This window comes from Vibrio sp. 1731, from assembly GCF_033339955.1.
In the GTDB taxonomy this organism is placed as follows: Bacteria; Pseudomonadota; Gammaproteobacteria; order Enterobacterales; family Vibrionaceae; genus Vibrio; species Vibrio alginolyticus.
The window spans coordinates 86,827-112,739 of the sequence record NZ_JAWOVO010000005.1 but is presented as its reverse complement, the minus strand read 5'-3'; the positions used below and the strand labels follow the sequence as shown (position 1 = coordinate 112,739).

The 25,913-nt window shown below is 42.8% G+C and carries 30 protein-coding genes; 17 read left to right on the top strand and 13 right to left on the bottom strand.

Annotation, left to right across the window (positions count from 1 at the left end; genetic code table 11):
- Positions 1 to 89: 89 nt before the first annotated feature.
- The 7 genes from radC (at position 90) to R7035_RS07820 (ending at position 4,643) form a co-directional block, all read left to right on the top strand.
- Positions 90 to 764, top strand: a complete 675-nt coding sequence (gene radC / locus R7035_RS07850) for a RadC family protein (protein WP_017820707.1) — start codon at positions 90 to 92, stop codon at positions 762 to 764.
- A gap of 302 nt (positions 765 to 1,066) precedes the next feature.
- A complete protein-coding gene (gene rpmB, locus R7035_RS07845) occupies positions 1,067 to 1,303 on the top strand; it encodes a 50S ribosomal protein L28 (protein ID WP_005384783.1) in 237 nt (78 codons plus the stop codon).
- 13 nt (positions 1,304 to 1,316) lie between these two features.
- The gene (rpmG, locus tag R7035_RS07840) at positions 1,317 to 1,487 is read left to right on the top strand and encodes a 50S ribosomal protein L33 (RefSeq protein WP_004410866.1); all 171 of its coding nucleotides are present in this window, start codon (positions 1,317 to 1,319) and stop codon (positions 1,485 to 1,487) included.
- Between the two features lie 276 nt (positions 1,488 to 1,763).
- Positions 1,764 to 2,240: a hypothetical protein gene (locus R7035_RS07835; protein WP_318146072.1), complete on the top strand. Its 477-nt coding sequence runs from the start codon at positions 1,764 to 1,766 to the stop codon at positions 2,238 to 2,240.
- A gap of 102 nt (positions 2,241 to 2,342) precedes the next feature.
- Positions 2,343 to 3,152, top strand: a complete 810-nt coding sequence (gene mutM, locus R7035_RS07830; RefSeq protein WP_053349744.1) for a bifunctional DNA-formamidopyrimidine glycosylase/DNA-(apurinic or apyrimidinic site) lyase — start codon at positions 2,343 to 2,345, stop codon at positions 3,150 to 3,152.
- Between the two features lie 86 nt (positions 3,153 to 3,238).
- Positions 3,239 to 3,721, top strand: coding sequence for a pantetheine-phosphate adenylyltransferase (gene coaD, locus R7035_RS07825; protein ID WP_017820709.1), 483 nt, complete (start codon positions 3,239 to 3,241; stop codon positions 3,719 to 3,721).
- A complete protein-coding gene (locus tag R7035_RS07820; protein WP_053303391.1) occupies positions 3,708 to 4,643 on the top strand; it encodes a glycosyl transferase family 90 in 936 nt (311 codons plus the stop codon). Before coaD ends, R7035_RS07820 begins: the two co-directional genes overlap by 14 nt.
- 31 nt (positions 4,644 to 4,674) lie before the next feature.
- Here the strand turns inward: R7035_RS07820 and R7035_RS07815 are convergent, their stop codons facing one another.
- From R7035_RS07815 to R7035_RS07805, 3 genes are read right to left on the bottom strand one after another with little or no spacing between them, the layout of a single operon-like run.
- A complete protein-coding gene (locus R7035_RS07815; protein WP_171344436.1) occupies positions 4,675 to 5,463 on the bottom strand; it encodes a glycosyltransferase family 2 protein in 789 nt (262 codons plus the stop codon).
- Positions 5,460 to 6,227, bottom strand: a complete 768-nt coding sequence (locus tag R7035_RS07810) for a glycosyltransferase family 2 protein (protein ID WP_318146071.1) — start codon at positions 6,225 to 6,227, stop codon at positions 5,460 to 5,462. The genes R7035_RS07815 and R7035_RS07810 overlap by 4 nt, the downstream gene beginning before the upstream one ends.
- Before the next feature lie 35 nt (positions 6,228 to 6,262).
- Positions 6,263 to 7,318 (bottom strand): glycosyltransferase family 9 protein, encoded by a 1,056-nt coding sequence (locus R7035_RS07805; protein ID WP_318146070.1) that lies wholly within the window; start codon positions 7,316 to 7,318, stop codon positions 6,263 to 6,265.
- A 107-nt stretch (positions 7,319 to 7,425) separates the two neighbouring features.
- Here R7035_RS07805 and R7035_RS07800 point away from each other — a divergent pair, with 107 nt between their 5' ends.
- The 8 genes from R7035_RS07800 to R7035_RS07765 all read left to right on the top strand — a co-directional run bounded on the left by R7035_RS07800 (position 7,426) and on the right by R7035_RS07765 (position 13,529).
- Positions 7,426 to 7,833, top strand: coding sequence for a diacylglycerol kinase (locus tag R7035_RS07800; protein WP_005395798.1), 408 nt, complete (start codon positions 7,426 to 7,428; stop codon positions 7,831 to 7,833).
- A gap of 11 nt (positions 7,834 to 7,844) precedes the next feature.
- The gene (locus tag R7035_RS07795) at positions 7,845 to 8,555 is read left to right on the top strand and encodes a 3-deoxy-D-manno-octulosonic acid kinase (RefSeq protein WP_171345965.1); all 711 of its coding nucleotides are present in this window, start codon (positions 7,845 to 7,847) and stop codon (positions 8,553 to 8,555) included.
- A gap of 144 nt (positions 8,556 to 8,699) precedes the next feature.
- Entirely contained in the window at positions 8,700 to 9,764 is a 1,065-nt protein-coding gene (gene rfbB, locus R7035_RS07790; protein WP_213968511.1) for a dTDP-glucose 4,6-dehydratase, read from the top strand.
- On the top strand, positions 9,764 to 10,630 hold the full coding sequence (rfbA, locus tag R7035_RS07785; RefSeq protein ID WP_262597141.1) for a glucose-1-phosphate thymidylyltransferase RfbA: 867 nt from the start codon (positions 9,764 to 9,766) through the stop codon (positions 10,628 to 10,630). Before rfbB ends, rfbA begins: the two co-directional genes overlap by 1 nt.
- Positions 10,631 to 11,050 carry an FdtA/QdtA family cupin domain-containing protein gene (locus R7035_RS07780; RefSeq protein WP_318146069.1) on the top strand — a complete coding sequence of 140 codons (420 nt, stop codon included), beginning with the start codon at positions 10,631 to 10,633 and terminating at the stop codon, positions 11,048 to 11,050.
- Positions 11,028 to 11,498, top strand: coding sequence for an acyltransferase (locus tag R7035_RS07775; RefSeq protein ID WP_318146068.1), 471 nt, complete (start codon positions 11,028 to 11,030; stop codon positions 11,496 to 11,498). The genes R7035_RS07780 and R7035_RS07775 overlap by 23 nt, the downstream gene beginning before the upstream one ends.
- Positions 11,491 to 12,600 (top strand): DegT/DnrJ/EryC1/StrS family aminotransferase, encoded by a 1,110-nt coding sequence (locus R7035_RS07770; RefSeq protein ID WP_318146067.1) that lies wholly within the window; start codon positions 11,491 to 11,493, stop codon positions 12,598 to 12,600. Before R7035_RS07775 ends, R7035_RS07770 begins: the two co-directional genes overlap by 8 nt.
- The gene (locus R7035_RS07765) at positions 12,597 to 13,529 is read left to right on the top strand and encodes a glycosyltransferase family 2 protein (RefSeq protein WP_213904778.1); all 933 of its coding nucleotides are present in this window, start codon (positions 12,597 to 12,599) and stop codon (positions 13,527 to 13,529) included. Before R7035_RS07770 ends, R7035_RS07765 begins: the two co-directional genes overlap by 4 nt.
- Positions 13,530 to 13,587: 58 nt before the next feature.
- Here R7035_RS07765 and R7035_RS07760 read toward each other — a convergent pair whose 3' ends face one another.
- Positions 13,588 to 14,250: a CDP-glycerol glycerophosphotransferase family protein gene (locus R7035_RS07760; RefSeq protein WP_318146066.1), complete on the bottom strand. Its 663-nt coding sequence runs from the start codon at positions 14,248 to 14,250 to the stop codon at positions 13,588 to 13,590.
- A gap of 17 nt (positions 14,251 to 14,267) precedes the next feature.
- Positions 14,268 to 14,837, bottom strand: coding sequence for a hypothetical protein (locus tag R7035_RS07755; protein WP_318146065.1), 570 nt, complete (start codon positions 14,835 to 14,837; stop codon positions 14,268 to 14,270).
- 171 nt (positions 14,838 to 15,008) lie between these two features.
- On the opposite strand from R7035_RS07755, the gene R7035_RS07750 reads away from it, so the two are divergent.
- Positions 15,009 to 16,526, top strand: a complete 1,518-nt coding sequence (locus tag R7035_RS07750; RefSeq protein ID WP_318146064.1) for an asparagine synthetase B family protein — start codon at positions 15,009 to 15,011, stop codon at positions 16,524 to 16,526.
- Positions 16,523 to 16,945 carry an adenylyltransferase/cytidyltransferase family protein gene (locus tag R7035_RS07745; RefSeq protein WP_318146063.1) on the top strand — a complete coding sequence of 141 codons (423 nt, stop codon included), beginning with the start codon at positions 16,523 to 16,525 and terminating at the stop codon, positions 16,943 to 16,945. Before R7035_RS07750 ends, R7035_RS07745 begins: the two co-directional genes overlap by 4 nt.
- A gap of 57 nt (positions 16,946 to 17,002) precedes the next feature.
- On the opposite strand, the gene waaA is transcribed toward R7035_RS07745, so the two are convergent.
- From waaA to R7035_RS07705, 8 genes are all read right to left on the bottom strand, one after another.
- Entirely contained in the window at positions 17,003 to 18,262 is a 1,260-nt protein-coding gene (gene waaA, locus R7035_RS07740; RefSeq protein WP_318146062.1) for a lipid IV(A) 3-deoxy-D-manno-octulosonic acid transferase, read from the bottom strand.
- Positions 18,256 to 19,311 (bottom strand): lipopolysaccharide heptosyltransferase II, encoded by a 1,056-nt coding sequence (gene waaF / locus R7035_RS07735; RefSeq protein ID WP_025768326.1) that lies wholly within the window; start codon positions 19,309 to 19,311, stop codon positions 18,256 to 18,258. Before waaF ends, waaA begins: the two co-directional genes overlap by 7 nt.
- On the bottom strand, positions 19,308 to 20,030 hold the full coding sequence (locus R7035_RS07730; RefSeq protein WP_053307407.1) for a glycosyltransferase family 25 protein: 723 nt from the start codon (positions 20,028 to 20,030) through the stop codon (positions 19,308 to 19,310). The genes waaF and R7035_RS07730 overlap by 4 nt, the downstream gene beginning before the upstream one ends.
- On the bottom strand, positions 20,027 to 21,013 hold the full coding sequence (lpxM, locus tag R7035_RS07725; RefSeq protein ID WP_318146061.1) for a lauroyl-Kdo(2)-lipid IV(A) myristoyltransferase: 987 nt from the start codon (positions 21,011 to 21,013) through the stop codon (positions 20,027 to 20,029). The genes R7035_RS07730 and lpxM overlap by 4 nt, the downstream gene beginning before the upstream one ends.
- A 127-nt stretch (positions 21,014 to 21,140) precedes the next feature.
- Positions 21,141 to 22,082 (bottom strand): ADP-glyceromanno-heptose 6-epimerase, encoded by a 942-nt coding sequence (rfaD, locus tag R7035_RS07720; RefSeq protein WP_318146060.1) that lies wholly within the window; start codon positions 22,080 to 22,082, stop codon positions 21,141 to 21,143.
- A gap of 148 nt (positions 22,083 to 22,230) precedes the next feature.
- Entirely contained in the window at positions 22,231 to 24,423 is a 2,193-nt protein-coding gene (locus R7035_RS07715; RefSeq protein WP_318146059.1) for a YjbH domain-containing protein, read from the bottom strand.
- Positions 24,420 to 25,178: a YjbG polysaccharide synthesis-related protein gene (locus R7035_RS07710; protein ID WP_318146058.1), complete on the bottom strand. Its 759-nt coding sequence runs from the start codon at positions 25,176 to 25,178 to the stop codon at positions 24,420 to 24,422. The genes R7035_RS07715 and R7035_RS07710 overlap by 4 nt, the downstream gene beginning before the upstream one ends.
- On the bottom strand, positions 25,175 to 25,855 hold the full coding sequence (locus tag R7035_RS07705) for a YjbF family lipoprotein (protein ID WP_318146057.1): 681 nt from the start codon (positions 25,853 to 25,855) through the stop codon (positions 25,175 to 25,177). The genes R7035_RS07710 and R7035_RS07705 overlap by 4 nt, the downstream gene beginning before the upstream one ends.
- Positions 25,856 to 25,913: the final 58 nt, after the last annotated feature.

Sequence of the window (25,913 nt, the reverse complement as noted above, 5' to 3'; positions counted from 1 at the left end):
ACTGATGGTACGAAGAAAGCGAAAGTCATACTCGACTTTCGCTTTTTGTTTTGTGGAATAGGGACACTTTCCATATAAAGAGACATCAGATGATACTGAAAGCTTTGCCAAATGAGTCCATGCCCAGAGAGAAGCTACTGCAACGAGGGCCGCAAGCTTTGACCGATGCCGAACTGCTGGCCATCTTCTTGCGCACAGGCACCCGCGGAATGAACGTGATTGAGCTTGCAGACTTCCTTATTCAAGACTTTGGTTCGCTCAGACAACTATTTTCAGCATCAGAAGAAGAGTTTTGTCGTCACAAAGGATTAGGGCAAGCCAAGTATGTTCAGTTGCAAGCGGTACTAGAAATGACACAACGTTACTTGGCGGAGACGCTAAAGCGTGGTGATGCCTTAACCAGCCCCGACCAAACTAAGTTATATCTGTCTTCTATTTTAAGGGATCGGCAAAGAGAGGCTTTTTATATTCTTTTTCTCGATAACCAGCACCGAGTGATAAAAGATGAAATTTTATTTGAAGGAACGTTGGATGCAGCGTCGGTGTATCCGAGAGAAGTTGTTAAGCGTGCTCTGCATCATAACGCGGCGGCTTTGATTTTGGCGCACAATCATCCTTCAGGCGTTGCTGAGCCGAGCCAAGCTGACAGAAGGATTACAAGGCGTCTCATTGACGCATTAGCATTGGTGGATATTCGTATTTTGGACCATTTCGTCATCGGAGATGGGGAAAGTGTCTCTTTTGCTGAAAGAGGCTGGATATAACTGTGCGTTTTTTAGGTTGTTAGTTGCTAAAAATCTGCTATCATCCACGCCACTAAATTTTTAACTGAATTCAGCTTGGACTGCTAAAAAAATCTGCTGTCTAAAAAAAGATCACGAAAACCTGTAAAAAGGATCTGTTCGGGTCTTGAGCAATGCATATCAAGTTAGTATAATGCGCGACCTTTGATAGCCTTGTATGGATTTTCCATAGCGGTTCTTAACCTCTAACTTCTTTTCGAGAGATAGAGAGGTTCGGCCACCAAGGTTGATATCGAGCTGAAACGATTTTGGAGAAGACATTCATGTCACGAGTATGCCAAGTAACTGGTAAGCGTCCAGTAACGGGTAACAACCGTTCACACGCACGAAATGCTACTAAGCGTCGTTTTCTGCCGAACCTACAAACTCATCGTTTCTGGGTAGAGAGCGAAAAACGTTTTGTTAAACTACGTCTATCTGCTAAAGGTATGCGCATCATCGACAAGAAAGGTATTGATACTGTTCTTGCAGACATGCGTGCACGTGGCGAAAACGTTTAAGAGGAAATAAGCAATGGCAAAGAAAGGCGTTCGTGAGAAAATCCGTCTAGTATCTTCTGCAGGTACAGGCCACTTCTACACAACTGATAAGAACAAGCGTAACATGCCAGGCAAATTTGAGATCAAAAAGTTTGATCCAGTAGTTCGCCAGCACGTTATGTACAAAGAAGCAAAAATCAAATAATTGGTTTCAGTCTCTTTGATGAATTGAAAAACCCAACTTTCGAGTTGGGTTTTTTATTACCTGAATAAAAGTGCTGAAGATAAAGTGTTCAGTACGTCATCGGATTGTAAAGTACTGCTGAAGCTATTTTACTGGTCCGACTCTATACTCGAATTTTTGATTGATCGCTCTCTGCCGCTTAGTTACAACTTCCCTACACACTTGCACACCGTTGTTCTAGTCAAGCTCAATACTCTTTGGTAATTTACTCATAACGATAAGAGAGTAGAGATGGTTATGCGTGTGAGTCCGGCTCGTCGCCGCCGATGGAACAATATTCTTATTCTGGGCATTATCGCATTTATAGTGATCTTAAATGCGCCGATGTGGATCAAAACTTACCTATTAACAGATCAAGCAGACCCTTACCCAAATGTACTTCGCTCCGACTATACGGTGGAGTCTTTGTACTATAGTGGCTGGGAGTTCGAGCTGCATGATGGACGGTGGCAATCCAACATCAAAGTTGATGCACCGATCAGTGAACTTGTATCACGCTGGCAATCATTGGAAGGGACCGAGCTCACCTCAGAACAGTACGATCATTTAGAACCTAACCTGGCGGTACCTGAAACGGTAGAAGTTTGGTATCAGGATCTCGAAGAGCCGCAGCGGGTGACTTTCTTTCGTTTACCTGATTTTTGGCTATTTAAAACCTGGCAAGACAAATGGGTCGCTATCTCCGTCGATGAAAACTACCTTATGCCAGAGTAGAGCCTTTTTTCGCCTATACCCCTAATAAGCTTCCCTATTTATCGTTTTTCTTTTCGATTATGCTAGCAGCGAGAACTATTAGCCGGTGAATTGGAGAATCTAATGCCTGAGTTGCCAGAAGTTGAAGTCAGCCGTATGGGGATTAGCCCCCACATGGTTGGACAAACGATCCAGTCGTTTACTTTTCGAACGCCTAAATTGCGCTGGGATATTCCTACAGAGCTTAAAAAATTGGAAGGGCAGGTGATCCGTGCGATTAGCCGTCGTGCGAAATACTTACTGATCGAGACAAACACAGGTACAGCCATTGTTCACTTGGGCATGTCTGGGTCTTTACGTGTCCTAGATGCTGACTTTCCGCCAGCAAAGCACGATCATGTGGATCTCAAACTAAGCAGTGGAAAAATACTGCGTTATAACGATCCGCGTCGTTTTGGGGCATGGCTGTGGTGTGCTCCTGGCGAGTCACATGCTGTGCTAGCAAACATGGGGCCTGAGCCTTTAACTGAAGAGTTCAATGCGGAATATGTAGCGGAGAAAGCTAAAAATAAGCGTGTCGCCGTCAAGCAGTTCATCATGGACAACAAAGTCGTGGTTGGTGTTGGGAACATCTACGCGAATGAGTCGTTGTTTAAGTCTCGAATTCACCCTTCAAGGCCCGCAGGTAAGTTGACTTCTCAAGAGTGGGGGTTACTTGTTGAAAATATCAAAATGACACTTGAGATTGCCATTACGCAAGGTGGGACTACGCTGAAAGACTTTGCGCAAGCCGATGGAAAGCCGGGTTACTTTGCACAAGAGTTACTAGTTTACGGAAAAGCCGGAGAGCCATGCCCAGAGTGCGGCGAACGACTTCAAGAGCTAAAGATTGGCCAGCGTAATACCTTCTTTTGTAGTGAGTGTCAGAAGTAAGTCGAGCTATTATCGAGCTTAAGTTGTTGTAATCTTGCGCTCGAGCCTCAATAATTCAATCAGTTTCGAATAACTTAGTAAATTATATGAAAGTCATTTATCCGGGCACTTTTGATCCAGTGACTAATGGTCACCTCAATCTAATAGAACGTACTCACGAAATGTTTGATGAGGTTGTGATTGGCGTAGCCGCAAGCCCATCGAAGAACACTATGTTTTCATTGGAAGAGCGCGTTGCACTGATGCAGGACGTTGTAGCGCATTTACCTGGTGTGACGGTAAAGGGGTTCTCCGGGTTATTAGTGGATTTCGCGAGAAATGAGAAAGCTAAGGTTCTTATTCGTGGTTTACGAACAACGGTAGACTTTGAATACGAGTTTGGACTGACCAACATGTACCGAAAGCTATTACCAGGAATCGAGAGCGTATTTTTAACTCCTGAAGAAGAGTTTGCGTTTTTATCGTCGACTATCGTGAGAGAAGTAGCGATTCATGGCGGAAGTATCGAACAATTCGTTCCCAAGCCAGTAGCCATCGCGATTGGGGAAAAACTCAATGAAAGACAGTAAGTTCCCTTATTATTTCTCAAACGCTCTCTCGATACTTATCCCTCGCTTTGTATATCGAGCACAAGCCAAGCGTTTACTTTCGAATCTGACCGAAGCAGAGCAGCAACGCTGTATTGAGCGGGTGAACTATTACAATAAGTGTGAAACGCCGTTTTCAGTTGATAGCCGAGAACAAAGTTACTCGACCATCGATACATTCAAAAAAACGAAAGGCTGGACGTATTTTTTCGATCTTCGCCAAGTTGTACGCTATTTCCCTTCCAGTTTTGCGTTTAACTACATCAACGGCGATGTTACACACATCCCCAATGTACCGAGCTTTATAAAAAGCCGCCCTATTTTTGGTAACAACCAAAATTCAGTGGTGTTGAAACTTAATCAAGTTCGTCATTTTAAATTTATTGATGATCCTGTTCGCTATCAAGATAAAAAGGACATGGTAGCGTGGCGCGGCGTGGGTTTTCAGCCGCATCGTAAAAAGGTGATTCATGCGTTTTACAACCATCCGCAATGCAATATTGGCCAGACCCGCCCGGTAGAAGGGAAACCATGGGAAAAGGGCTTTATGAGTATTGAAGAGCAACTGCAGTATAAGTTTTTGCTCTGTATAGAAGGCAATGATGTGGCCACCAACCTTAAGTGGGCTATGTCGTCTAACTCCTTGGTTATTATGTCAAAGCCAAAATATGAGACTTGGTTTATGGAAGGTAAGTTAGAGGCAGGCGTCCACTATGTTGAAGTGAAGGATGACTATTCGGATTTACCCGAAAAGATGGATTATTACCTAGCGAATGAGCAAGAAGCATTAGCGATCATTGAAAATGCGCACCAGTGGGTTGAGCAGTTCAAAGATAAACGTAAAGAGCGTTTGATCTCATTGATGGTTGCCGATAAGTACTTCGCTTTATCTCAGCAACAATAAAAAAGGGGCGAAACGCCCCTTTTTTATAATCTTAAGCTTCTAGAAATTGATCAACACCATTCTCACAGCGTTTAAGCTTGTTTTTAATGGTGTTCTCTAAAATCTCATCATTTTGTCCGAGTGACGCACGAGAGTTTTCTACGTGGTACAAGTGGTAGCCTACACCTGCGAATTTTAGGTAAAGACGTGACTTACCCGCATTCAACATGCGATGAACAAACTCGCTGTCTTCGCGTCCCCATCCAACAAAATCTTGGTTGAAGCCATTCACCTCGATGACATCTTGTCGCCAAAATGCCATGTTGCAACCGCGAGTGGCTTTATCGTTATTCCGCTCGTAAGAGAACCATTTCGATAGCAAGGCGTTGGTGATGCAGTTTTTACGATTGCGAATGCCTTTGCTGAAAATGGAAGGCACTAAGCCGTTTTCCATGATGGCCTTGCTGCAGCTTTCATCCGTTAACACACGTCCACCCTGCACAAACCAATTTGGTTTTGCGACTTGCTTATGTGATTCAATAAACGTTTGGGACAGCACCATGTCGCCATCAATCATGATGAGGTAGTCACCTGATGCTTTGGCGATCGCACGGTTGCGGCTCATTGAAAGCTGAAAGCCATTATCCTCGTGCCAACTATGAATCAGTGGAACCGGAAAACCTTCACGCATTTGGTCAACCATTGCTTTGGTATCGTCTCGAGAGCCATCATCTGCAACAATTACTTCGTCAGGCAAAACGGTTTGACGTTTCACGCTTTCTAACACCGCTTTTAATGCTTCTTTCCAGTTGTAAGTGGTGATAATTAAAGTCGTTTTCATGATTTTTTTGCCTGTTCACGTAAGTAGAGATCGATATATTTTACAAAAGTAGAGTGCATGCTTAGCCAAGCTAGAATGAAGCCATGCTTGCCATCAAGGAAGCCTCGTTTGAGAACATACATCTTCAAAAAGCTAGCAAGAGCGTGAACGATAGCGGTCGTTAAACCCGCTTTCTTTTTACCTTCACGTTCATCCGTCCAGGCCTTGAGGTAGCCAGTGGTTTTATTGATGTAATGATGAAGGTGCTCGTAAGTGTAGTGATGCAGTCGACCATCCAGTTTTTCAGTTTGATAGTTTTTCTCATCAACTTTTTCATGAACGAGCGAATCATTATATTGTGTATATTCGGTGCGATATAAGCGCACAATCCAGTCTGGAGACCAACCAGAATGGTAGATGAACTTACCAAACGCTGAGCTTAGTCGATTAAGTTTGTATAAAACGTTCGGCTTATTGGCTGATACCGCGTGTAAGATACTTTCTTTTAGCTCTGGAGTGACTTGTTCGTCCGCATCAAGCCACAAAACGTAGTCTGCCGTAACGTATTGCTGCGCCAGTTGGCGCTGTTTACCGAATCCTGGCCAATCTAGGTTGGTGTAAAACTTATCTGTGTATTGTCGGGCGATTTCTTCAGTGCGATCAGTGCTGCCCGAGTCTAGAAGGACAATCTCATCGACCCAATCTTTTACTGTGTTTAGACAAGCTTGTAAGTGCTTCTCTTCATTTTTTACAATTAAGGCAACGGCTAAGGTTGGTTTGGACAAGGTCATTTCCTTCTTAACAAATCAAGACAGTAAGTTTACTGGTATTGAGGATACAAATCTTCTAAGACTTGATCGAACATGCTCATTACTTGAGTGCTGGTAATGCGGCTCATTGCCGTTTCATCTTTAGCGCGAGTTCGCCAGCTTAACTCGTGACTGTTTTTACCTGTTTCCGCAAAGATCGTTTCTTCATACACTGAGACAACGTATTTTAGATAACGGTAAGGTCCCACTCGCAGCGGATTATGGTGTGCATAGAGCCCGATGATTGGCGTTTTCATGGCATTCGCCATGTGTGCTGGTCCGGTATCGGGGGCGATGACCATTTCAACCTTATCTATTAACGCAAGCATTTGCAGAATTGAACTTTGTCCAACTAAATTTAGACACGGTTCTTCCAAGCGAGATTGAATGGCTTCTGCCAGATCCAATTCTACCTGAGCAGAGCTGCCTGCCAGAATCACGTTCCAGCCTTTTGCTCTGGCGTGATGAATCACATCCACATAACCTTCCGCGTTCCAGTTTTTATAAGCTTTGCTCGCACCAGGCACAATCAGCAGGTTAGGTTTACTACGAGAAATATGAGACTCTGCCCAAGCTTGGTCGTGGTCTGAATAAGAAAGTACCCAGTCTAGTCCTGCCTTTGGTACCCCAATTTGATGGGCAAAGGCCATTAAGCCATCTGCGACATGCAGAGATTGCGGGGAAGGCACTTTGACATTGGTAAATAGTGTTTGAAAGTCCTGGCTTCTATCAGAAGAGAAACCAAGTTTGTATTTTGCTTTAATGCCCAACGTTGCGACACTCGCTCGAATCGCGTACTGCATATGCAATAGCGCATCAAACTCTCTGCCTTTCAGCTGTCGCCAAAGTGATTTGTAGCCATCAAGTCCCGCTTTTTTATCAAAAACAATCACTTCTACACCATCGATGGCGGCTAATAACTGGGCTTCAAGTTTACCCGTTATCCAAGTAATCTGGGTCGAAGGCCAGTGTTTCTGAATAGCTTGAATGCTGGCGATAGTATTGCAAACGTCTCCGATAGCGGACAAACGCAAGACGCATAGTGACGATGGGGCAGAAGTGAACATAATTATTGTCTGATTCGATGAATAGAGGCAGGTAAATTATGCAGACATCCCCAATAAATGTAAAATACACGGCTCGAATATAGCTAAGTACTGATAAGTGTTCTGCAATGTCAAAGACAACACCACATCAATCGCAAGAATCTGGCAAGCCGGGTAATACCGGACTAAAGCGCATCGTTAAAGCGACGGGTTATTCGATCCAAGGATTAAAAGCGGCTTTTAAGCATGAAGCTGCCATTCGACAAGAGTTGGCTCTGTTGAGTATCGCCGTGATTTTGGCTTGGCTAGTGGATGTCGGCATGGTTGAGCGTATCTTAATGATCGGGGTCGTGGTATTAGTCTTGATTGTAGAGCTTGTAAACTCAGCGATTGAGGCGGTAGTGGATCGTATCGGTATTGAACGGCATGAACTCAGTGGTCGAGCTAAAGATATAGGCTCTGCTGCCGTTATGGTTGCTTTGGCGTTTGCTGCATTTACTTGGTTGTATATATTAGCCAGCCGGTATTTAGGCTAGAGGGTGAGCGTATGACTCAACAGTATAAAAACAACAACCAAGTGATCTGGTTTGATGACGAGATCATTACAGACCCTAGCCAACCGATATTTGATGCGGAATACTGGCAGTCCTCCGACAAGGTGGTTGGCAGTGCGACGGGGCGAGGCACGACATGGTTTATCCAACTAGAGAGCATGCAAGCGGCACTACGTCATTACCGTCGTGGCGGTTTGTTTGGGAAGTTAGTTAACGATCATTATTGGTTCTCTGGCTGGGATAACACCCGTTGTGCGCAAGAGTTTCAGCTTTTGTTGGCGCTAATTGAGGCTGGGGTGCACGTTCCTCGTCCTATTGCAGCAAGAGCCGTAAAGTCAGGACTCTTCTATCAAGCTGATTTATTAAGTGAGCGAATCCCAAACGCCAGAGATCTGGTTAGTATCTTGCAAGAACAGTCTTTATCGGTAGAAATGTATCAGAAAATAGGGCAAGAAATTGCCAAGATGCATCAGGTTGGCGTTAACCATACCGATTTGAATATCCACAATATCTTGATCGACGACAAAGATAAGGTATGGATTATCGATTTTGATAAGTGTCGTTTTGAAACTTCTGGTGACTGGAAGCATCAAAATCTAAATAGACTTCTGCGTTCATTTAATAAAGAGCGTTTAAAGCGACAGATTATTTGGCAAGAATCCGATTTTGAACATTTTCAGGACGGTTATGCTTCTCAATCTTAATTGAGTTTTTTATCATTTTATATTGATTGCTCTAAGTAAGCCTTCTTGAGTCTAACGATGCTCGAGTGAGTCTATAAACTACAATAATCATAAAGTATTCATGTGTATCTGATGGCACAAAAATTAACGTAGGTAACATTTGTAATGAAAATATTAGTAACCGGTGGAGCAGGCTTCATTGGGTCAGCTGTTGTCCGACATATCATTCGTGACACCCAAGATACCGTTATCAATTTAGATAAACTGACCTACGCAGGGAATCTAGAATCACTGGTTGATGTCTCAGAGAGTGAACGTTACTATTTTGAGCAAGTAGATATCTGTGACCGAGCTGAACTAGATCGCGTGTTTTCAGAGCATCAACCCGATAGGGTGATGCATTTGGCCGCCGAGTCTCATGTCGATCGCTCTATTGATGGTCCTGCTGCTTTTATTGAGACCAACGTGATGGGCACTTACCATCTGCTCGAAGCGGCCCGTCAATATTGGTCGGGCTTAGATGAAGCGCGCCAATCGGCATTCCGTTTTCATCATATTTCTACGGATGAAGTGTATGGCGATCTAGAGGGAACGGATGATTTGTTCACCGAAACCACCTCATACGCGCCGAGCAGCCCATATTCTGCATCTAAAGCTTCGAGCGATCACCTGGTTCGCGCTTGGCAACGTACTTATGGCTTACCAACACTTATCACTAATTGCTCCAACAACTATGGCCCGTACCACTTCCCAGAGAAGTTGATCCCTCTGATGATTTTAAATGCCCTCGATGGCAAGCCGTTGCCTGTGTATGGTGATGGTATGCAGATCCGAGATTGGCTGTTTGTGGAAGACCATGCTCGCGCGCTTTACAAAGTAGTCAACGAAGGTGAAGTCGGTGAAACCTACAACATTGGTGGCCATAACGAAAAAGCAAACATCGAAGTAGTGAAAACCATTTGTGCTTTGCTTGAAGAGCTGCGACCAGACAAGCCGGCAGGTGTTGAGTCTTATGAATCTTTGATCACTTATGTCAAAGATCGCCCCGGTCATGATGTGCGTTACGCAATTGATGCGACCAAGATTGCTCAAGAGCTTAACTGGACGCCAGAAGAAACCTTTGAAAGCGGTATTCGTAAAACTGTGGAATGGTACCTAAACAACCAGCAATGGTGGCAACGCGTGCTTGATGGTTCATACAGTTTAGAGCGATTAGGAGCGGGCGAATAATGAAAGGCATTATTTTAGCAGGTGGCTCGGGCACTCGCCTTTACCCTATTACACGCGGTGTCTCTAAGCAGTTACTGCCGGTTTATGACAAACCAATGATTTACTACCCGTTGTCGGTACTCATGCTTGCTGGCATTCGTGAAATCTTGATCATCACCACGCCAGAAGACCAGGAAGGATTTCAGCGCCTATTGGGTGATGGCTCAGAGTTTGGCATTGAGTTGCAATACGCGATTCAACCAAGCCCAGATGGCTTAGCTCAAGCCTTCATCATTGGTGAAGAATTCATTGGCGATGACTCAGTATGTTTGGTGCTGGGTGACAACATCTTTTATGGGCAAGGGTTTACTCCGAAGTTGCAGCAAGCCGCTGCTTTAACGGAAGGTGCGACGGTCTTTGGTTATAAAGTGAAAGATCCTGAGCGCTTTGGTGTGGTGGAATTTGATGAAGAGATGCGAGCGCTATCGATTGAAGAGAAGCCATTCAAGCCAAAATCCAATTACGCCGTGACCGGACTGTATTTCTACGATAACCGCGTCGTGGACATTGCCAAAACTATTCAACCGTCTCATCGTGGCGAGTTAGAAATTACAAGTATTAACCAAGCTTACTTAGAGCAAGGGAGGTTGACGGTTGACGTACTAGGGCGCGGCTTTGCGTGGTTAGACACGGGAACACACGGCAGCTTGCTTGAAGCTGCGCATTTTGTTGAAACGATCGAGAAACGACAAGGTTACAAAGTGGCTTGCTTAGAAGAGATTGCGTATCGTCGAGGGTGGTTAACGCGAGAGCACATTCAAGCTGCAGGAAAAGCCTTATCTAAAAACGATTATGGCCGCTATCTTCTAGAGTTATTGGAAGAATAAATGTCGAATATACCGCTAATATCTTTTCAGAAAATGGGTGATGAGCGAGGCTCATTAATCTCGTTAGAGCAACATAAAAACATTCCGTTTGATATCAAACGTATTTACTACATCTTTGATACACAAAGCGGTTTAGCGAGGGGCTTTCATGCACATTACGACTTAGAGCAAGTCGCTATTTGTCTGAAAGGTAGCGTGACTTTCGTCATTGATGATGGCACCACGAAAGAGAAAGTGACGCTTTCATCTCCCGATGTAGGACTGCATATCAAAGGGCTAAAATGGCGTGAAATGCACGACTTTTCTGAAGATTGTGTACTGATGGTTGTCGCTAGTGAATTGTATGATGAAGCCGATTATATCCGTGACTATGACACATTTCTTAAAGAGGTAGCCCATGCGAATTCATGCACTCAGTGATGTTGCTTCATCGACGATTGGCGAGGGGACATCTATTTGGCAATTTGCCGTGGTCCTTGCTGGGGCTAAAATCGGTCGTGACTGTAATATCTGTGCGCATACCTTCATCGAGAATGATGTGGTCCTAGGAGATAGAGTCACCGTAAAGTGCGGCGTTTACCTCTGGGATGGCATTGAAATTGAAGATGATGTGTTCATTGGCCCGGCAGCTGCTTTTACGAACGACAAGTTCCCGCGTTCAAAAATGTGGCCAGAAGCTTTCCCGAAAACAAAAATCCTGTCAGGCGCCTCCATCGGCGCCAATGCCACGATTTTGCCTGGCATAACCATCGGAAAAAATGCGATGGTTGGTGCAGGCAGTGTGGTCACCCGTTCAGTGCCAGACTATGCGGTTGTGGTTGGAAGCCCAGCCAAGATAGTACGTTATGTAGAGAAAAATAATGGTTAATTTTTTAGAGCTAAAGCGCTTAAATTCCGAGTACGAATACGAATTGAAACAAGCCTGTGCACGCGTGATTGAATCTGGCTGGTATATTCTTGGCAAGGAAACTGAAAAGTTTGAACAAGCATTTGCTGACTACTGTGGTGTTAAACACTGTATAGGTGTTGCGAACGGTCTAGATGCTTTAACACTGACGTTTAAGGCTTGGCGAGAGCTAGGCAAAATCAACAAAGGTGATGAAGTTATCGTGCCGGGTAATACCTATATCGCATCGGTATTGGCGGTCACCGAAGCGGACTTGGTACCGGTGTTTGTGGAGCCAGATGAACAGACTCACAATATCAGTCCTGAAGCGATTGAAGCGGCGATTACAGAAAAGACTAAAGTGATTTTGCCGGTGCATTTGTATGGTCAGTTAGCCGATATGCCAGCGATTATGGCGTTGGCGACAAAACACAATCTTCTCGTGCTGGAAGACAGCGCTCAGTCTCATGGTGCGACACTTGCTGGTAAGAACTCTGGAGCATGGGGGGATGCCTCAGGTTTTAGCTTCTATCCGGGTAAAAACCTAGGTGCGTTAGGTGATGGTGGTGCTATTACGACTAGCGATGATGAGCTGGCAGAAACTTTGCGTGCCCTTCGTAACTACGGCTCTCATGTTAAATACCAGAATCTTTATCAAGGATTGAACAGTCGTTTGGATGAAATTCAGTCGGCGATGTTGTCAGTGAAACTGAACTACCTTCCAGCGCAGACGAAAGCGCGTCAGGAGTTGGCGGAATTTTACTTACGTGAAATCAGCAACCCGAATATTATCTTACCGGAAGTAGCTGAGCCTGAGGCACATGTATGGCATTTGTTTGTGGTGCGAACTTCACACCGAGATGCATTGGTTAAGCATTTATCAGAGCATGGTATTCAGACACAAGTACATTACCCGATAGCGCCGCATAAACAGCAGGCTTATGAAGAGTTCAGTCATCTGTCATTGCCGCTGACGGAGCAGTTGCAAAATGAAGTGCTGTCATTGCCGATGTCGCCCTACTTGAGTGAAGACGAGAGTCAAAAAGTAGTCGATGCAATCAACTCTTTTAAGGTTGAGCAATGACACAAGAGCATGTGCAAGTATTAGAAGATGTGGTTTATGTCTTCTTTTGCTACAAACAATCAAGTTATCTCGATAAAACGCTTCCGGCGGCATTACATCAAACAGCATGGCCGAGCCAGTTGTTAGTATTGGACGATTGCTCTCCAGATGATAGCCATGAAAAGATTCTATCGCTTTTAGAGTTTGCGCCTAAAGGATTAAATATTGAATATCGCCACAATACGCAAAATGTTGGTTTAGTTAGCCAAATCAACTCCTTGCGGGGGCAATACCAAAATAAGCTTATTATTGTACAAGCTGGCGATGATATAGCGATGCCGAACCGAGTTGAGGAAACTTATGAAGCCTGGTTGAAAAATGGTAAACCAAGCTTAATTATTGGTAGTTACGACAAAATTTCCGAGCAAGGCGATATCATTGAGCCATTTGAATCGATCAAGCAGAATAAAAAGCCTTATACACTCGAAAATATTATTAATAGAAAATGTGCAGTAGATGGCTGCTGCGCCGCTTTTACGTCTGATGTACTGAACGAGTTTGCTCCTTACAACAAAGATATCATCAATGAAGATCGCATCAATGTCCTTCGAGCCTTTTTGTTAAATGGTATTCATCATGAAAACAAAAAATGGATCCAATATCGATTAGGTGGCATATCAACGTTCGCAAAAGAAACACGTGAAGAAAGGTATAACAACACAGTAATTAATGCTCAGCGTGAACTGCAAGATCTTAAAATGAACTTGCGAGATGCAGAGAGTAAAAACGCCACTAAAGTTGCGAGTGCGATTAAAAAGCGTATGTGTACCGCTGAGTTTATGGCATCTATCCCCTCAAGTAAGTTAGCATTTTATAGTTATGTATTACGTTATTTTTTTAATAGTGGTGATTTTGAAAATGCCTTAAAAGTAATAAGAAGGCTGAAATGATTTAGATAGCTAGAGAATCTTTATAAAATATAGGGCTAACATGGTAGCCCTATATTGGTTAGCTATTTTTTAACTCTTCTTTTAAGTGATTCATTATACGCATTGTTGGCGTTAATTCTCTAAAGTGTATTGCTAATTCATTATCAAAGAATGTTCGATCTACTGGTGCTTTGTGATGGATTAAATCTATAAGAAAGTTCTCAATGTCCGAATACGATTTTCCTTTAGTGCAACTATCGTATGCTTTATTACCAAATGGATTTTGGTAATTTCGTACATCATCACTTAATGCTAGATACATTACAGGTTTGTTTAAATACAAATATTCCGCAAGAAAGGAGCCACTATCATGAATCATAGCATCTGAAGTTTTAAATAGATCATAGTAATCTTCTTCTTCTAGTTGACTAAAGCTAGATTGCTCCCAAAACCTATAATATGTGTCCGTTTTTTCTTTTCCCCAATCTTTGTGTTTGTATAGCTTTTCTTTTAGCATCGGATGAGGTTTAAACGCCCACTGAATGTTTTTTTTGTACTTTTCTGAAAGTGATTGTATTTGTTGAGAAAAGCTTAAGAAGGTGCTGTAAGGAAGCTCTGGTGTATCTATTGTATGATGAGGAGCAAAAATAACTCGTAGCTTATTAGAGTCCTGTTTCTTCCATGGTGAATTCGCAACAAGCTCATTATTGATTAGTGGCTCTGTTGCAGGATAGCCGGTCACTAAGATGTTTCTACCTTTTAAGTCGGAATTTTTTTAAAAATATCCACCTCATCAAAATGTGGGGCGAATATTTTCCACATCATATTATGAAATTGTTGGTTATATTGTTCTTTATAATTGTTGTATTTTGATATTTGATGAGAATATGGGATATAAATAGATAAATACTTACTATAAGCTTTAGAGTAATAATCTTTCTTTGTTATTTTATGTGGGTTTGTGAAAAAAATGATATCAATATCAAGAGTGTCAATGTCAATCCACGTAGATTTATTTTTATTATAAGAGCTGACAGTTGGGTAGCCTTTATTTTGGAAGAAATTAACATTTTTTTGTACATCTTGTATACAAGATACATCATCCTTTCCTGTGTAAGGACAGACAAAAATAAAGGGTTCGAAAAAGTCATCTTCCATCATTGCTCTGAAGACTGCGTCACATTTCCATACACTATGATGAAGAACAAAGAAGGCTACTCTTATTTTATTTTTCTTTTTTAGTTTTTTTAAACGTCGCTCATCGGCGAGTATGTTTAGTTGATACTTTACAGTTTGTCTCAATGTCTTGATCGACTTCTTTAATGGCATGGCCATAAACCTTTTACATACGACTTCAGTTTTGACTCCCCTATAACCAAACATTGTTCTAGTGTAAACTGCTAGGTTGATTATTGGGCTTAAACTAAGATGACAGCTCTTAGGCGATATGATGACATCTTGGTACAGTCAAAGCTACCTCAATTTGAAGTAAGGCAGAGTATGTGCGGTATTTTTATTTCTAATGATCCACGAGTGATCCAAGAGCACAGCAAAATCATTGAAGAATGCTTGCGATTTAGAGGGCCAGATTGTTCTTCTGGGTTAGTCGAGTATGGAGGGTGGAAAGCCTATCACTCTCGGCTTTCTATTATCGAACTAGGCTCGGGTAGTAATCAACCTGTTATTGATGCTCGAGGAGGTATACTAGTATTTAATGGTGAGATCCTTAACTACAAGGAGCTCGGTCAAAAGTACTTTGAAAAAGAGTACACGAGCGATACTACACTCTTAAGCGACCTTATTATCTCTGGGCATCTTATTGAGAACGAGTTGGACGGATTTTTCGCATTCGTTTACGTAAGTGCAGACGGAAAGCTGCAGCATGCGTGTCGGGATAAGTTTGGTGTTAAGCCTCTATTTTATCATCAATCTCCACACGGTATTTCATTTTCTTCTGAGCCTAATGTATTGAAGGCGCTTTTTGACTTACCTGTGAACCCTCTAGCTATTGAAGAGTATCATGCAGCTCGTGCGCCCATTTTTAGTGGCTCATATTTCAAAGAAGTATCAACTGTTGAGCCTGGTTCATGCTTTGTCAATGGGTGCTATTTTGAAAGCTTAAACTTCTTTCAACAATATGAAGATGTATCGCAAGAGCAATTAGAAAAAGCAGTTAGAGATGGCATCAATAGTCGATTAGTTTCAGATGCTAAGGTTGGCCTTCTAATGAGTAGAGGCATTGACAGTAATTTGATTCATCAACTAACTGATATTGAGAAACTATACACTATTGGTTTTAAAGGTGATGATGATATCACTTTTCTTCAAGAGCAAAATATTCCTAACCTAACCGTTCATGAATGTGGAGCAAATGAGTACAAACGCTGTTTTGACGAGTTAATTGCTCTAAGAGGTGAACCAATGTCTGTGCCTAATGAGGTTCTTCTGTATCGTATCTCCCAAATTGCTGCTCAGGATGGAGTTAAGGTGCTTCTTTCGGGCGAAGGTGCGGATGAATTCTTTGGTGGGTATGACCGTATATTTAATTGGGCTGCGGAATGTGAGAGTTTTTCACTCGATACATTTTTAGAGTTTTACTGCTATAAGGTCCCAAGACAAGACACTACGACTTATCGAGAGTTCTCTGAATTATTTGCCAGATTGGAGCATTTAACTCCTTTTGAAAAAGTACGATACTTTTTTATTAAGTATCATATGCCAGTTTTGTTTAGGCGGTTAGATTTTGCTTTAATGGCTGCTGGAATTGAAGGGCGAGATCCTATTGCCAATTATCATGTATTCGAAGCCGCAATCAAATTCAGTGCTGGTAGACTAATGAATGGTTCACTGGGGAAGCTACCTCTACGTGAGTTAATTGCTCCACTTAAAGGAAAAAGCTTTGCGTATGAGAGAAAAGTTGGCTTTCCTGTTGATCTTACAAAGGTTTTTGACAACCCGAACTTATTATCTTCTTATGAATTGTGGTTTGAAGAAAATTTAAAGGTATTGATGAAATGATTATCGGTTATACAAGTGGCGTATATGATCTATTTCATGTTGGCCACGTGAATTTATTACGTAACGCAAAAGCCATGTGCGACAAGTTAGTGGTAGGAGTTACGATTGATGAGTTGGTCGCATATAAAGGTAAGCAACCAGTAATACCATACCATGATCGGATAGAGGTTGTACGTTCTTGCAAGTATGTTGATGTAGCTATACCTCAAAAAGATATGGATAAAGCCTCTGCAGCGAGAAAGAATCATGCGAGTTATCTATTCGTAGGAGATGATTGGTATGAAACTTCTAAATGGCAGGAACACGAGAAAGATTTAGCTGCTGTAGGTTGTAAGGTTATTTATTTCCCTTACACTGAAGGAACCTCTAGCACCCTAATCAATGAGACCCTAACTTCGCTTCGTAGTGAACGAAAGTAGTAGTTATTTCTAATTTTTAAAAGCCAAAAATTCAATTTTGGCTTTTAAAGTTCGGATTCATAGTTTATCGGTAGTTCTTTTTAAAGCACCTTGGTTTCTTTTTGCATAGTGACAGGCCTTTATCTCATAGAGTTCACTTAAGGATGGTTGTGAAAGAAGGGATGTTAGATGCTTAGCCAAGTCGGTTGTATCACTGGCTAGTAATATCCCATCTATATCCAATAAGTCAGATACAATCTCCTTAAAGTTGAAATAGCTAGGGCCAGTGATTATGACTTTTTCTAACATGGCAGGCTCTAGCACATTGTGCCCACCAACCTTATCTCCAATTAGGCTTCCACCCATAAAGCAGATGTCCGCTGCGCCCATCAACGTTAGCATCTCACCCATAGTATCGCCGAGATATACTTGAGTATTCGTCTCTACTGCATGCGTTGAAGTGCGACGCACAGTGTTAAAGCCTTGCTGTTGGCAAAGCGTGAATACATCATCAAATCGTTCTGGATGGCGAGGAACCAAAACGAGTAAAGCATTTGGATGAGATTTTAAAACTTGTCTATGTGCATCTAATACCTGTTCGTCCTCGCCTTTGTGGGTGCTAGCTGCAATCCAAATCGGACGATCGTTTCCAAGTTGGGCTCGAAGCTGCTGTCCTTGCTGTTTCACTTGCTCTGATATTTGAATATCGAACTTAATCGAGCCAGTAACGGATAGTTTCTTTTTCTCAACGCCTAAGCGTTCGAAGCGCTCTGCATCTGAATCCGTTTGGCAGAGTACTTGAGTTAGGCATGGATGAAGCTGGTTAAAAAGCCGCTGTATTTTGGCGTAGTTCTGACACGATTTTTCAGATAGGCGCGCATTCACGACAGTTATAGGGATACCCGCTTTGTGAACATTGTGAAGCGTGTTTGGCCACAACTCAGTCTCAATGATCAACATCTGTTTTGGTTGCACTGCTTTAAGAAAACCTTTGATAGCGAACCCAAAGTCAATTGGCATATAGCGGTGTTCAATTAAATCACCCAACTTAGCAATCTGTTCAGCTCCGGTACTTGTTGTTGTTGTAACTAGAATAGATTGTTCGGGGTTTTGTTCCTTAAGGGCTTTGATTAAAGGTGTTGCTGCTATACTTTCACCAACAGATACGGCATGTATCCAAATAGGTTTGTCGTTGCTTTTTAGCTTGGGGGTTATGCCAAAGTGCTCTTTCCAACGAGAGCCGAACTTAGGCTTATTTGGTTTGCTCTTGTACAAACCAAATAAAAGCAGCGGTGACGCTAGGGCGAGTAGTAAGGTATAAACAATACGAACTAACATGAGCTTATCGTAATGGCGTCAAGTTTTTGGATACTATCTAGCACTTGCTTAGGCGAAAGTTCTGTCAAACACTTAAGGTGTTTGTATTGACATTCACGCTGGAAACAAGGGCGACAATCAATATCGGTATGAACAATCTCCACTTTTTCTGCGAGTGGGGGGGTGTACTTCGGTGAAGTTGAGCCATACACGGCAACAACATTACAACCAACCGCAGCTGCCACATGCATTAAGCCTGAGTCATTCGCGACAACAGTCTTACATGCAGCAAGTAAGTCGACTGCTTCAATTAAGCTGGTTTGGCCTGCCAGAACATGAATGTGCTCATGGAATTGCGTCGGAACAAGTGCGCGAATATTGTTACAAGTCTCTAAGTCTTTTTGAGAACCAAACAACCAGATTTGATGCCCAGATCGAGCCATTTGTGTCGCAACTTCAGCGTAGTGTGTTTCGGGCCATTTTTTTGCGGGACCAAACTCTGCTCCTGGGCACAGTCCGATAATTGGTTGGTCTTGGGCTAAGTTGAACTTTTTGATCGTGGCTTGTTGCTCTGCCGCGTTGATTGCAAGGCGAGGGCGAGGTAAGGTTTCAAGCCCGCCAAGAGAGTTAGAATCCACCATTTCTGCTTTTGGATAAGCTAACGCTACATAACGCTCTACCATATACTGAAAAGACTTCATGTTAGGGCGTAAGTCATTCAATAAACCATAGCGCATTTCTCCCTTCCAGCCAGTACGAAGAGGAATGTTGGCAAACCATGGGATCAGTGCTGATTTCGCTGATTTAGGCAAGATATAGGCGTGGTCATATTGCTTTTCACGTAATGATTTGCCAATTTCCCTGCGGCCTAATAAGTTAAACTCACCATGACCGATAGGCATTTCAATCGCTTGATGGATTTCTGGCATACGCTCAAGAATCGGTTTACACCATCCTGGAGCGATAACGTCAATTTGGCTATCTGGATGGCGTTGCTTTAATACGATATATAACGATTGCGACATTACCATATCGCCGACCCATGCAGGGCCAATGACTAAAATCTTCATGCTTTGTTTTTCCAGTATAGGAATTTCAAAATTGACTCATAAGTTCTAAAAAGTTCAGCGTATATTTTATTCGCAAGAGTCATTTTGGATTTATCTTTTCTTTTACCACCAATCGTCGAAGCAATCTCTGCTCTAGTAAAGAGATCTGGAGACACGCTGTAAACTTGAACACCATGTCTCCATGGTTTTTCCATGTAGTCATCGACTGGTTCAATAAACTCTTGAGCATGCATAACAAACTTTGAGGCTGCTTTAGGTGTGACGATATAAGCGGTGGTACCACAAGTGCCTGCTGAGTATCCCCCTAGCATATGATTATCATCAATAGGTACGATTGGGGTGAATACACGCTTCTGAGTGGCAGACAACTTGATGTAGTCATAATTAGAAGTCAATGGAAGGGTATGTTCGAGTACTTGCTTCAGCCCTTCGACGGGGTCGACGTTGTCTTCTAAGATGACGATCGGTTCATCAAGCTCAACACAGCGAACCCACAACTCGTAATGGCTTGCAAAACAGGCGACTTCACTGGTTTTTAATTGATACCCTTTGCGGCGTAGAGTAATGGTAGGACGACTTTTTTCTGAATGAAGAAAACGGTCAACAGAGCCATCTATTGCATCAAAAAATTCAAACGTAATGCCTTGTTGTTTTAACTTTTCTTCAATACGTTCTCGGCGATCTAGCGATCGAGCCAAGCTTACGACAAATACTTTCACTGCACTTTCCAGTCGCTGTGATATCTTGGTTTAAACAAATTGTAATAGTTATTGCCGTCTTCTTGAGAGTGCAGCAACTGTAGTACCCACATATATTGTTCGGGTTTATCACCGACAAAATATTCAATGGCTTCATTACAGGTACGAGCGTCTTGCTCTTCGCCTTTATCCAGCTCAAACGCTGGTAAAATCTCAATATCAAACGTACCATCTTCAGTGTTCATCGACGCAAATAGAGGCAGTACTTTTGAGCGTGATAGTTTCGCAATTTTGCCTAAACCAGGTAGCGTTGCTTTACGTGTTGCAAAAAAATCCACAAACACACTATGCTCTGGGCCGTGATCTTGATCGGGTAGGTAATACCCTACATAGCCATCTCGAATGGATTTCAGGAAAGGCTTAATGCCACCTGAGCGTTCATAAACACGGCCACCGTATTGGACTCTTTGCTTGTGCATTAGCCAGTCAGCAACATCATTCTTTTGTTTCTTCGCCATTGCAGAAACTGGCATTCCCATTGACGCGAGCAAGATAGCAGGCACATCAATTGCCCAAGAGTGGGGAACCATTAAAATCACATTTTCGTTGTTATCAATGTGCTGTCGTAAAATGTCTAGGCCGCGAATTTGGCAACGGTTCTGAAGCCATTTTGGTGAGCGTAAACTTAGTAACCCGAAGCGAAAAAAGAACATGGCTGCTGTGTAGAGTGTTTTTTCTATCAAAGCTTCACGTTCTTGGAACGACTTTTCCGGAAAACACAGCTCAAAGTTAACCCTCGCTCGGTGAGCTGGCCCCTTGTGGGATTTCGACAGTTTTTTGGCTATGGTTTTCGCCAACCACTTTTGTAAACCCAGTGGCATTAATGATAAAGGTAAAAATAAGATAACACCTAACCACGTGCCCCAGTACTTAGGCGACAGAAAGTGGCGCTTAAACTCAGGGTTATATGCTTTAGGGTCGAAGTCATCACGTTTTATGGTCATGGCGTGTCTAGTTACCTATTCGTGTACGGGCGAAGTGGTTTAAATGAGAAAAAAGATAGTTAGGAATGATACAGGCTATTGCATTTGAGTAAAGGTGGCAGGTTATGGTTCTACCACCTTGTGGTGCTTAACTGTTTTGGATAGTCAAGTATTCGGCAACGCCTTCTGCAACTGTCTTGAATTCAACATCACAGCCTGCGGTGCGCAGTTTGGTCAGATCCGCTTGTGTGAATTCTTGGTAAGCGCCTTTTAGGTGCTCAGGGAATGGGATGGTTTCAATTTGGCCTTTGCCATGATGCTTGATAACTGCTTTTGCTACCTCTTCAAAAGATTCAGCACGGCCAGTACCACAGTTAAAAATGCCTGATACGCCGTTTTCTAAGAACCACAGGTTTACTTTACAGACATCACCAACGTAAACAAAGTCGCGTTTGAATGATTCGCTGCCCGCGAACAATTTAGGATTTTCACCTGCGTTAAGTTGGTTGTTTAGGTGGAACGCAACTGATGCCATGCTACCTTTGTGGTCTTCACGTGGGCCATATACGTTGAAGTAGCGGAAGCCGGTGATTTGAGAAAGGGTATCACCATGTTCTTCAGCGTCTTGCCATAGGCGACGAACGTAGTTATCAAACTGCTGTTTCGAGTAACCGTATACATTCAGTGCGCCTTCGTATTCGCGTTCTTCAACGAAAGTATCTGTATCGCCGTAAGTGGCTGCTGAAGAAGCGTATAGGAATGGAATCTCGCGATCTAAACAGTAATGAAGCAGCTCTTTAGAGTACTCGTAGTTGTTTAGCATCATGTACTTACCATCCCACTCAGTCGTTGCAGAGCAAGCACCTTCGTGGAAAATTGCCTCAATCGGACCAAAATCATCGCCCGCCATAATTTGGGTCAGAAAGTCGTCACGATCCATGTAATCTGTGATGTCCAGATCAACTAAGTTCTTAAATTTTTTTCCATTTTTTAGGTTGTCGACAACCAGGATATCGTTAATACCAGCTTCGTTTAGTGCTTTAACAATGTTGCTGCCGATCATGCCAGCGCCACCAGTTACGATGATCATAGAACTTCCACCATAGATTAAAATTTTCTCTGGAATTCTAGCAAGAAACGAAAAGTAGCGCTATTGGAAGCAGGAAGATAGGTTTTAGTCTTCTATGACTCAGTATCTAGATATGAAAAAGGGAGCCGCAGCTCCCTTGATTACTTTATTATTCCACATCCGAACGGTTAGGCCTTTGATACCAAGGATTTCGCTCGTCGGTCAACTCAATCAAGCTGTATTTACGTCCGAGTTTCTGTCCTCCGTCACGAGTAAGAGGCTGCCAACTAAAGTTCGCACGATTGTTGCTTGGCTTAACGGTCATGATGTCAAATGGGATCGACAAGTAGAAACCTTTGGTAAAGCTACCTTCACCAAATTCATCCGCAGACAAGTCTGTAAATGACGCAAAGGCACCAGCAATTACGCCACTCTTGAACTGCTTAGAAACATTGATTTGTGTACCAACATCACCAGCTAGGAACTGACCAACATCGACTTGGATCATCAAATCTTGTAGGAATTCCCATTGAGGGTAGTAGTAACCAGATACAAAACCAGTGAAGCCTTTATCAATAACTTGGAACGGACGTCCATATTCTGGCACGTTTTGCCATTTCTCATCGTAAACACCGAAGTAACTTTGTGGATCACGTTGAGAAATTACGTTGACGTCAGCGCCAATCGCCCAGTTAGCTCCTTGTGGACGGTAAAGAAACTCGGTACCGACTCCAGCAAACATACTCTCCAGATAGCCCGCGTAGAATTGCTGATCCATCGTATCGGAATACTCTTGGAACCAAGTCAATTGTAAGTTTGACATGGTTACAGCATGTTCATTTTGGTAAGCGCGGAACATGGTGCGAACACGAGGAACAGTAGTGCCATCAGGTGGAGTGACATAAATAAACTTATCGTAGTTGTTATACCAATCCCAGTATAACGAACCGCCAATTTCAAGGTTGTCCGTCAGCCAATATGAGGCATTACCGCTTAGCCCTACACTAAAGAGATAGAAATCTTCAGCGTTTCCGAGAGTTTGAACTAGTTTAGGTGCAAAGCCCCAATCAAAACGTTCAAAACCATCGTAGACAGATTCTCCCATTGGCTTAGTAGTAGCCCTTGAGGTTGCATCTTCTATTTTCGGATTGATGTAATTAACTTGGGCAAAGTCGCGATATTTCTCTTTGGAAATAATCGTTTGTTCGCCGACTAAGCCTCGGCTACGTTCATTGATCGCATAGGTATCAATATCGTCAGGCATTTCATTATGAAGTACAGCCGCCGCTTTTTCGTGTGCCTCGTTACGATCACGATATTTCTTCTGCTCACCAACGACAGTTACTGTTTTATCATCAACATAAATACGCGTGTTTTGGTAACCAGCAATTTTATCTAAATCTTCTGTTACACGTTTCCAATCAATATCAGACAATTCTTCAGGTTGGTTATCTTCGATTTCTGGTGTTGGCGTGTCTCGCCAGAATGATGGCATGTCATTGAAATTAGTGTTTAGCGTTAAGCCCGCGACCAACGTGTCGCCGCGTTCATAACTTAAACGAAAATCGGCCATTCCTAAACGGTAAAGCACACCAAAGTTCCATGGCGTGTGGGGAGACATATCTACACCAGCCTGAATTACAGGGTAGTCTGTGCTGTAATCGTTACCGTCGTATTCAAGCTTGAAGCGAAGAGGTTTATGAAGAGTTTGATATTCAATACCACCAAAAAGGGCAGCAGGGCCTTTAAAGGCTCTATCGAAGTTAGTTGTTCCGCCTGTAGATAGAAATTCTGAAGGTCTATCGCAGAATTTGTCTGATGCTTTACAAAAAGGGTTTGTGACCGTATCTCTAGTGCCTAGGTAGCCCCAGCCCATACCTAAAGTAAAATCAAAAGTACCTAATTTCGAATTAGAATATCGTTTTGTCGCCGCCAGAAACTCAGCATCAAAAAGACCAGTACCAGCAAAGTCTCGGACACCGAGAGAGAGCTCAGGAATATACTGAGACTCTTTTAGCAATCGAACTTTGAAGTCTATACCTTTATCGGTGTACTCATTATCAACATTAGGAAAAGTTGGGTCGTAGGGTATTGAGGCTACTCTCGTATAACGAATAGTCGTCTCCAACCAAGGCATAACTTGTAATGTTGCATTATAAAAAAGGTATTCATCACTTCCAGTGACAGAAAAGTTGAATTCCCCTTCAGGGGCCATACGTCCGGTTGGCATCTGCATTAAGCCAACACCACCAAAGTCAGACTGAGAAGGCTGTAAAGTGGGAGCCTCAAAGGGTATTTCTTGAGCCCAAACCAATGCTGGACCCATTAAAGAAAGGGTTAAGCTTTTTCTAATTGGCATCATTGCGGTCTCTTTGTGGAATTTGGTATCAGTTGAGTGAGTAGGCGGACAATGTCTTGGTCCATTTCGGAGTATTCAAGTCCACCAAACGGAATATATACCAATGTCAGAGGTGGTAAGTAATATTGTGTTGTTAACCAAGCTCCGTGATGCGGCTTAACTACGTGACCATCTGGGTAGATCAACACTGGCGGTGTTGATAACGTACCAATGTTACTTTTCAAATTCTCTAACTGTCTCTGCAAAGGGATGCCTGCTTGCTCCTTAATGGAATACACGCTATTTAGGTTTCCCAGGTAATACACTTTTTCTTCGCGTAGAGGGCTTGCGAGCAGGTAATTGCCGCGCAAAAGCGGATTGTCGAATTTATTTAGTCGAATTTTATCAACATCGATCGCAGACAGTAAGCGTGGTGCAAAGCTTTGCTTCTGAATGAACTTGTAGAATGGATGTGCGACCAAATTGTGTTGAATCATTTGATTGAGCACCGAGCTCTTTAAAGCGGTAGAGGTTTTCTCGGCGTGTTCCGATTTATCAAACAAAGTGGTACCAAGAGAATATTGCAGAGAGACGCTTTGCTCCCTAGCAAGTGCTAACACATTTTCTAAACGAGCCGGCCCTTGAAATTGTAGCCGTTTGCCTGCTTCTAGCAATTCAACATTTAATGGTTGCATAGCAGAGGTTTCTGTTTGAGCGAAGCTAGGCATGCTCAAAAGCGGCATGACCAAAACGAATAATGTGAGTAGTTGCTTGCTCATGATTTGCTATATCCCTTCAAAATGGTTAACTCAACCGGAATCATATTTGGCCCTAGGTGTTGTAAGGTTTTAACGACCTGACCCTGTTCATTGACCCAATAGTAGTTTTCGACCGATTGAGAAAGGCTGCTAAACTCAACAACTTCTTTATATACGTTGGTCATAGTGCTAGAAATAGGTGTTGTTAACGTTTCTTGGCCTGAGTAAGAACGCGTTATATTTGCAGGAAAGCCATAACGGTATTGTGTTGCCCAATCGTATGAAAGTGTGTAGTTGACAGAGGTTGAGTCTAAAGAAAAATCTGGAACGTCACCGTAAACACCTGCTAAGTCCCCACTCTGTAGACCAATCGTTTTGACGATGTGCCCATTCTCTGTAACGATCATCGCTTTATCGGCGCTTACCCATTTCAGTTGTTTTTTGCCGCTGAGTTGGTTTTGTTCCGCAAAAGCTAAAACAACAAACACCTGTTTTTGATTTCCAAGTTTCAAATAGGCACTGGCATATGGAATAGCATTGATTTCTTCTGGTGTCATCTCGATATCAATGTAGTTACCGTAGGCTTCTTGGACGGTTGCTGAAACATCATTGAATTTCTGTGTGCAGCCAAAGAGTAAACCTAGTAGCGGAAGAGTGAGGAGTGGTTGTGTCCATTTGGACGTTCTGAAGATGTTCATTGATCCCTCTTGAAAATAAAATCGCCCTGAATCATTCAGGGCGATTATCTTCTATCTA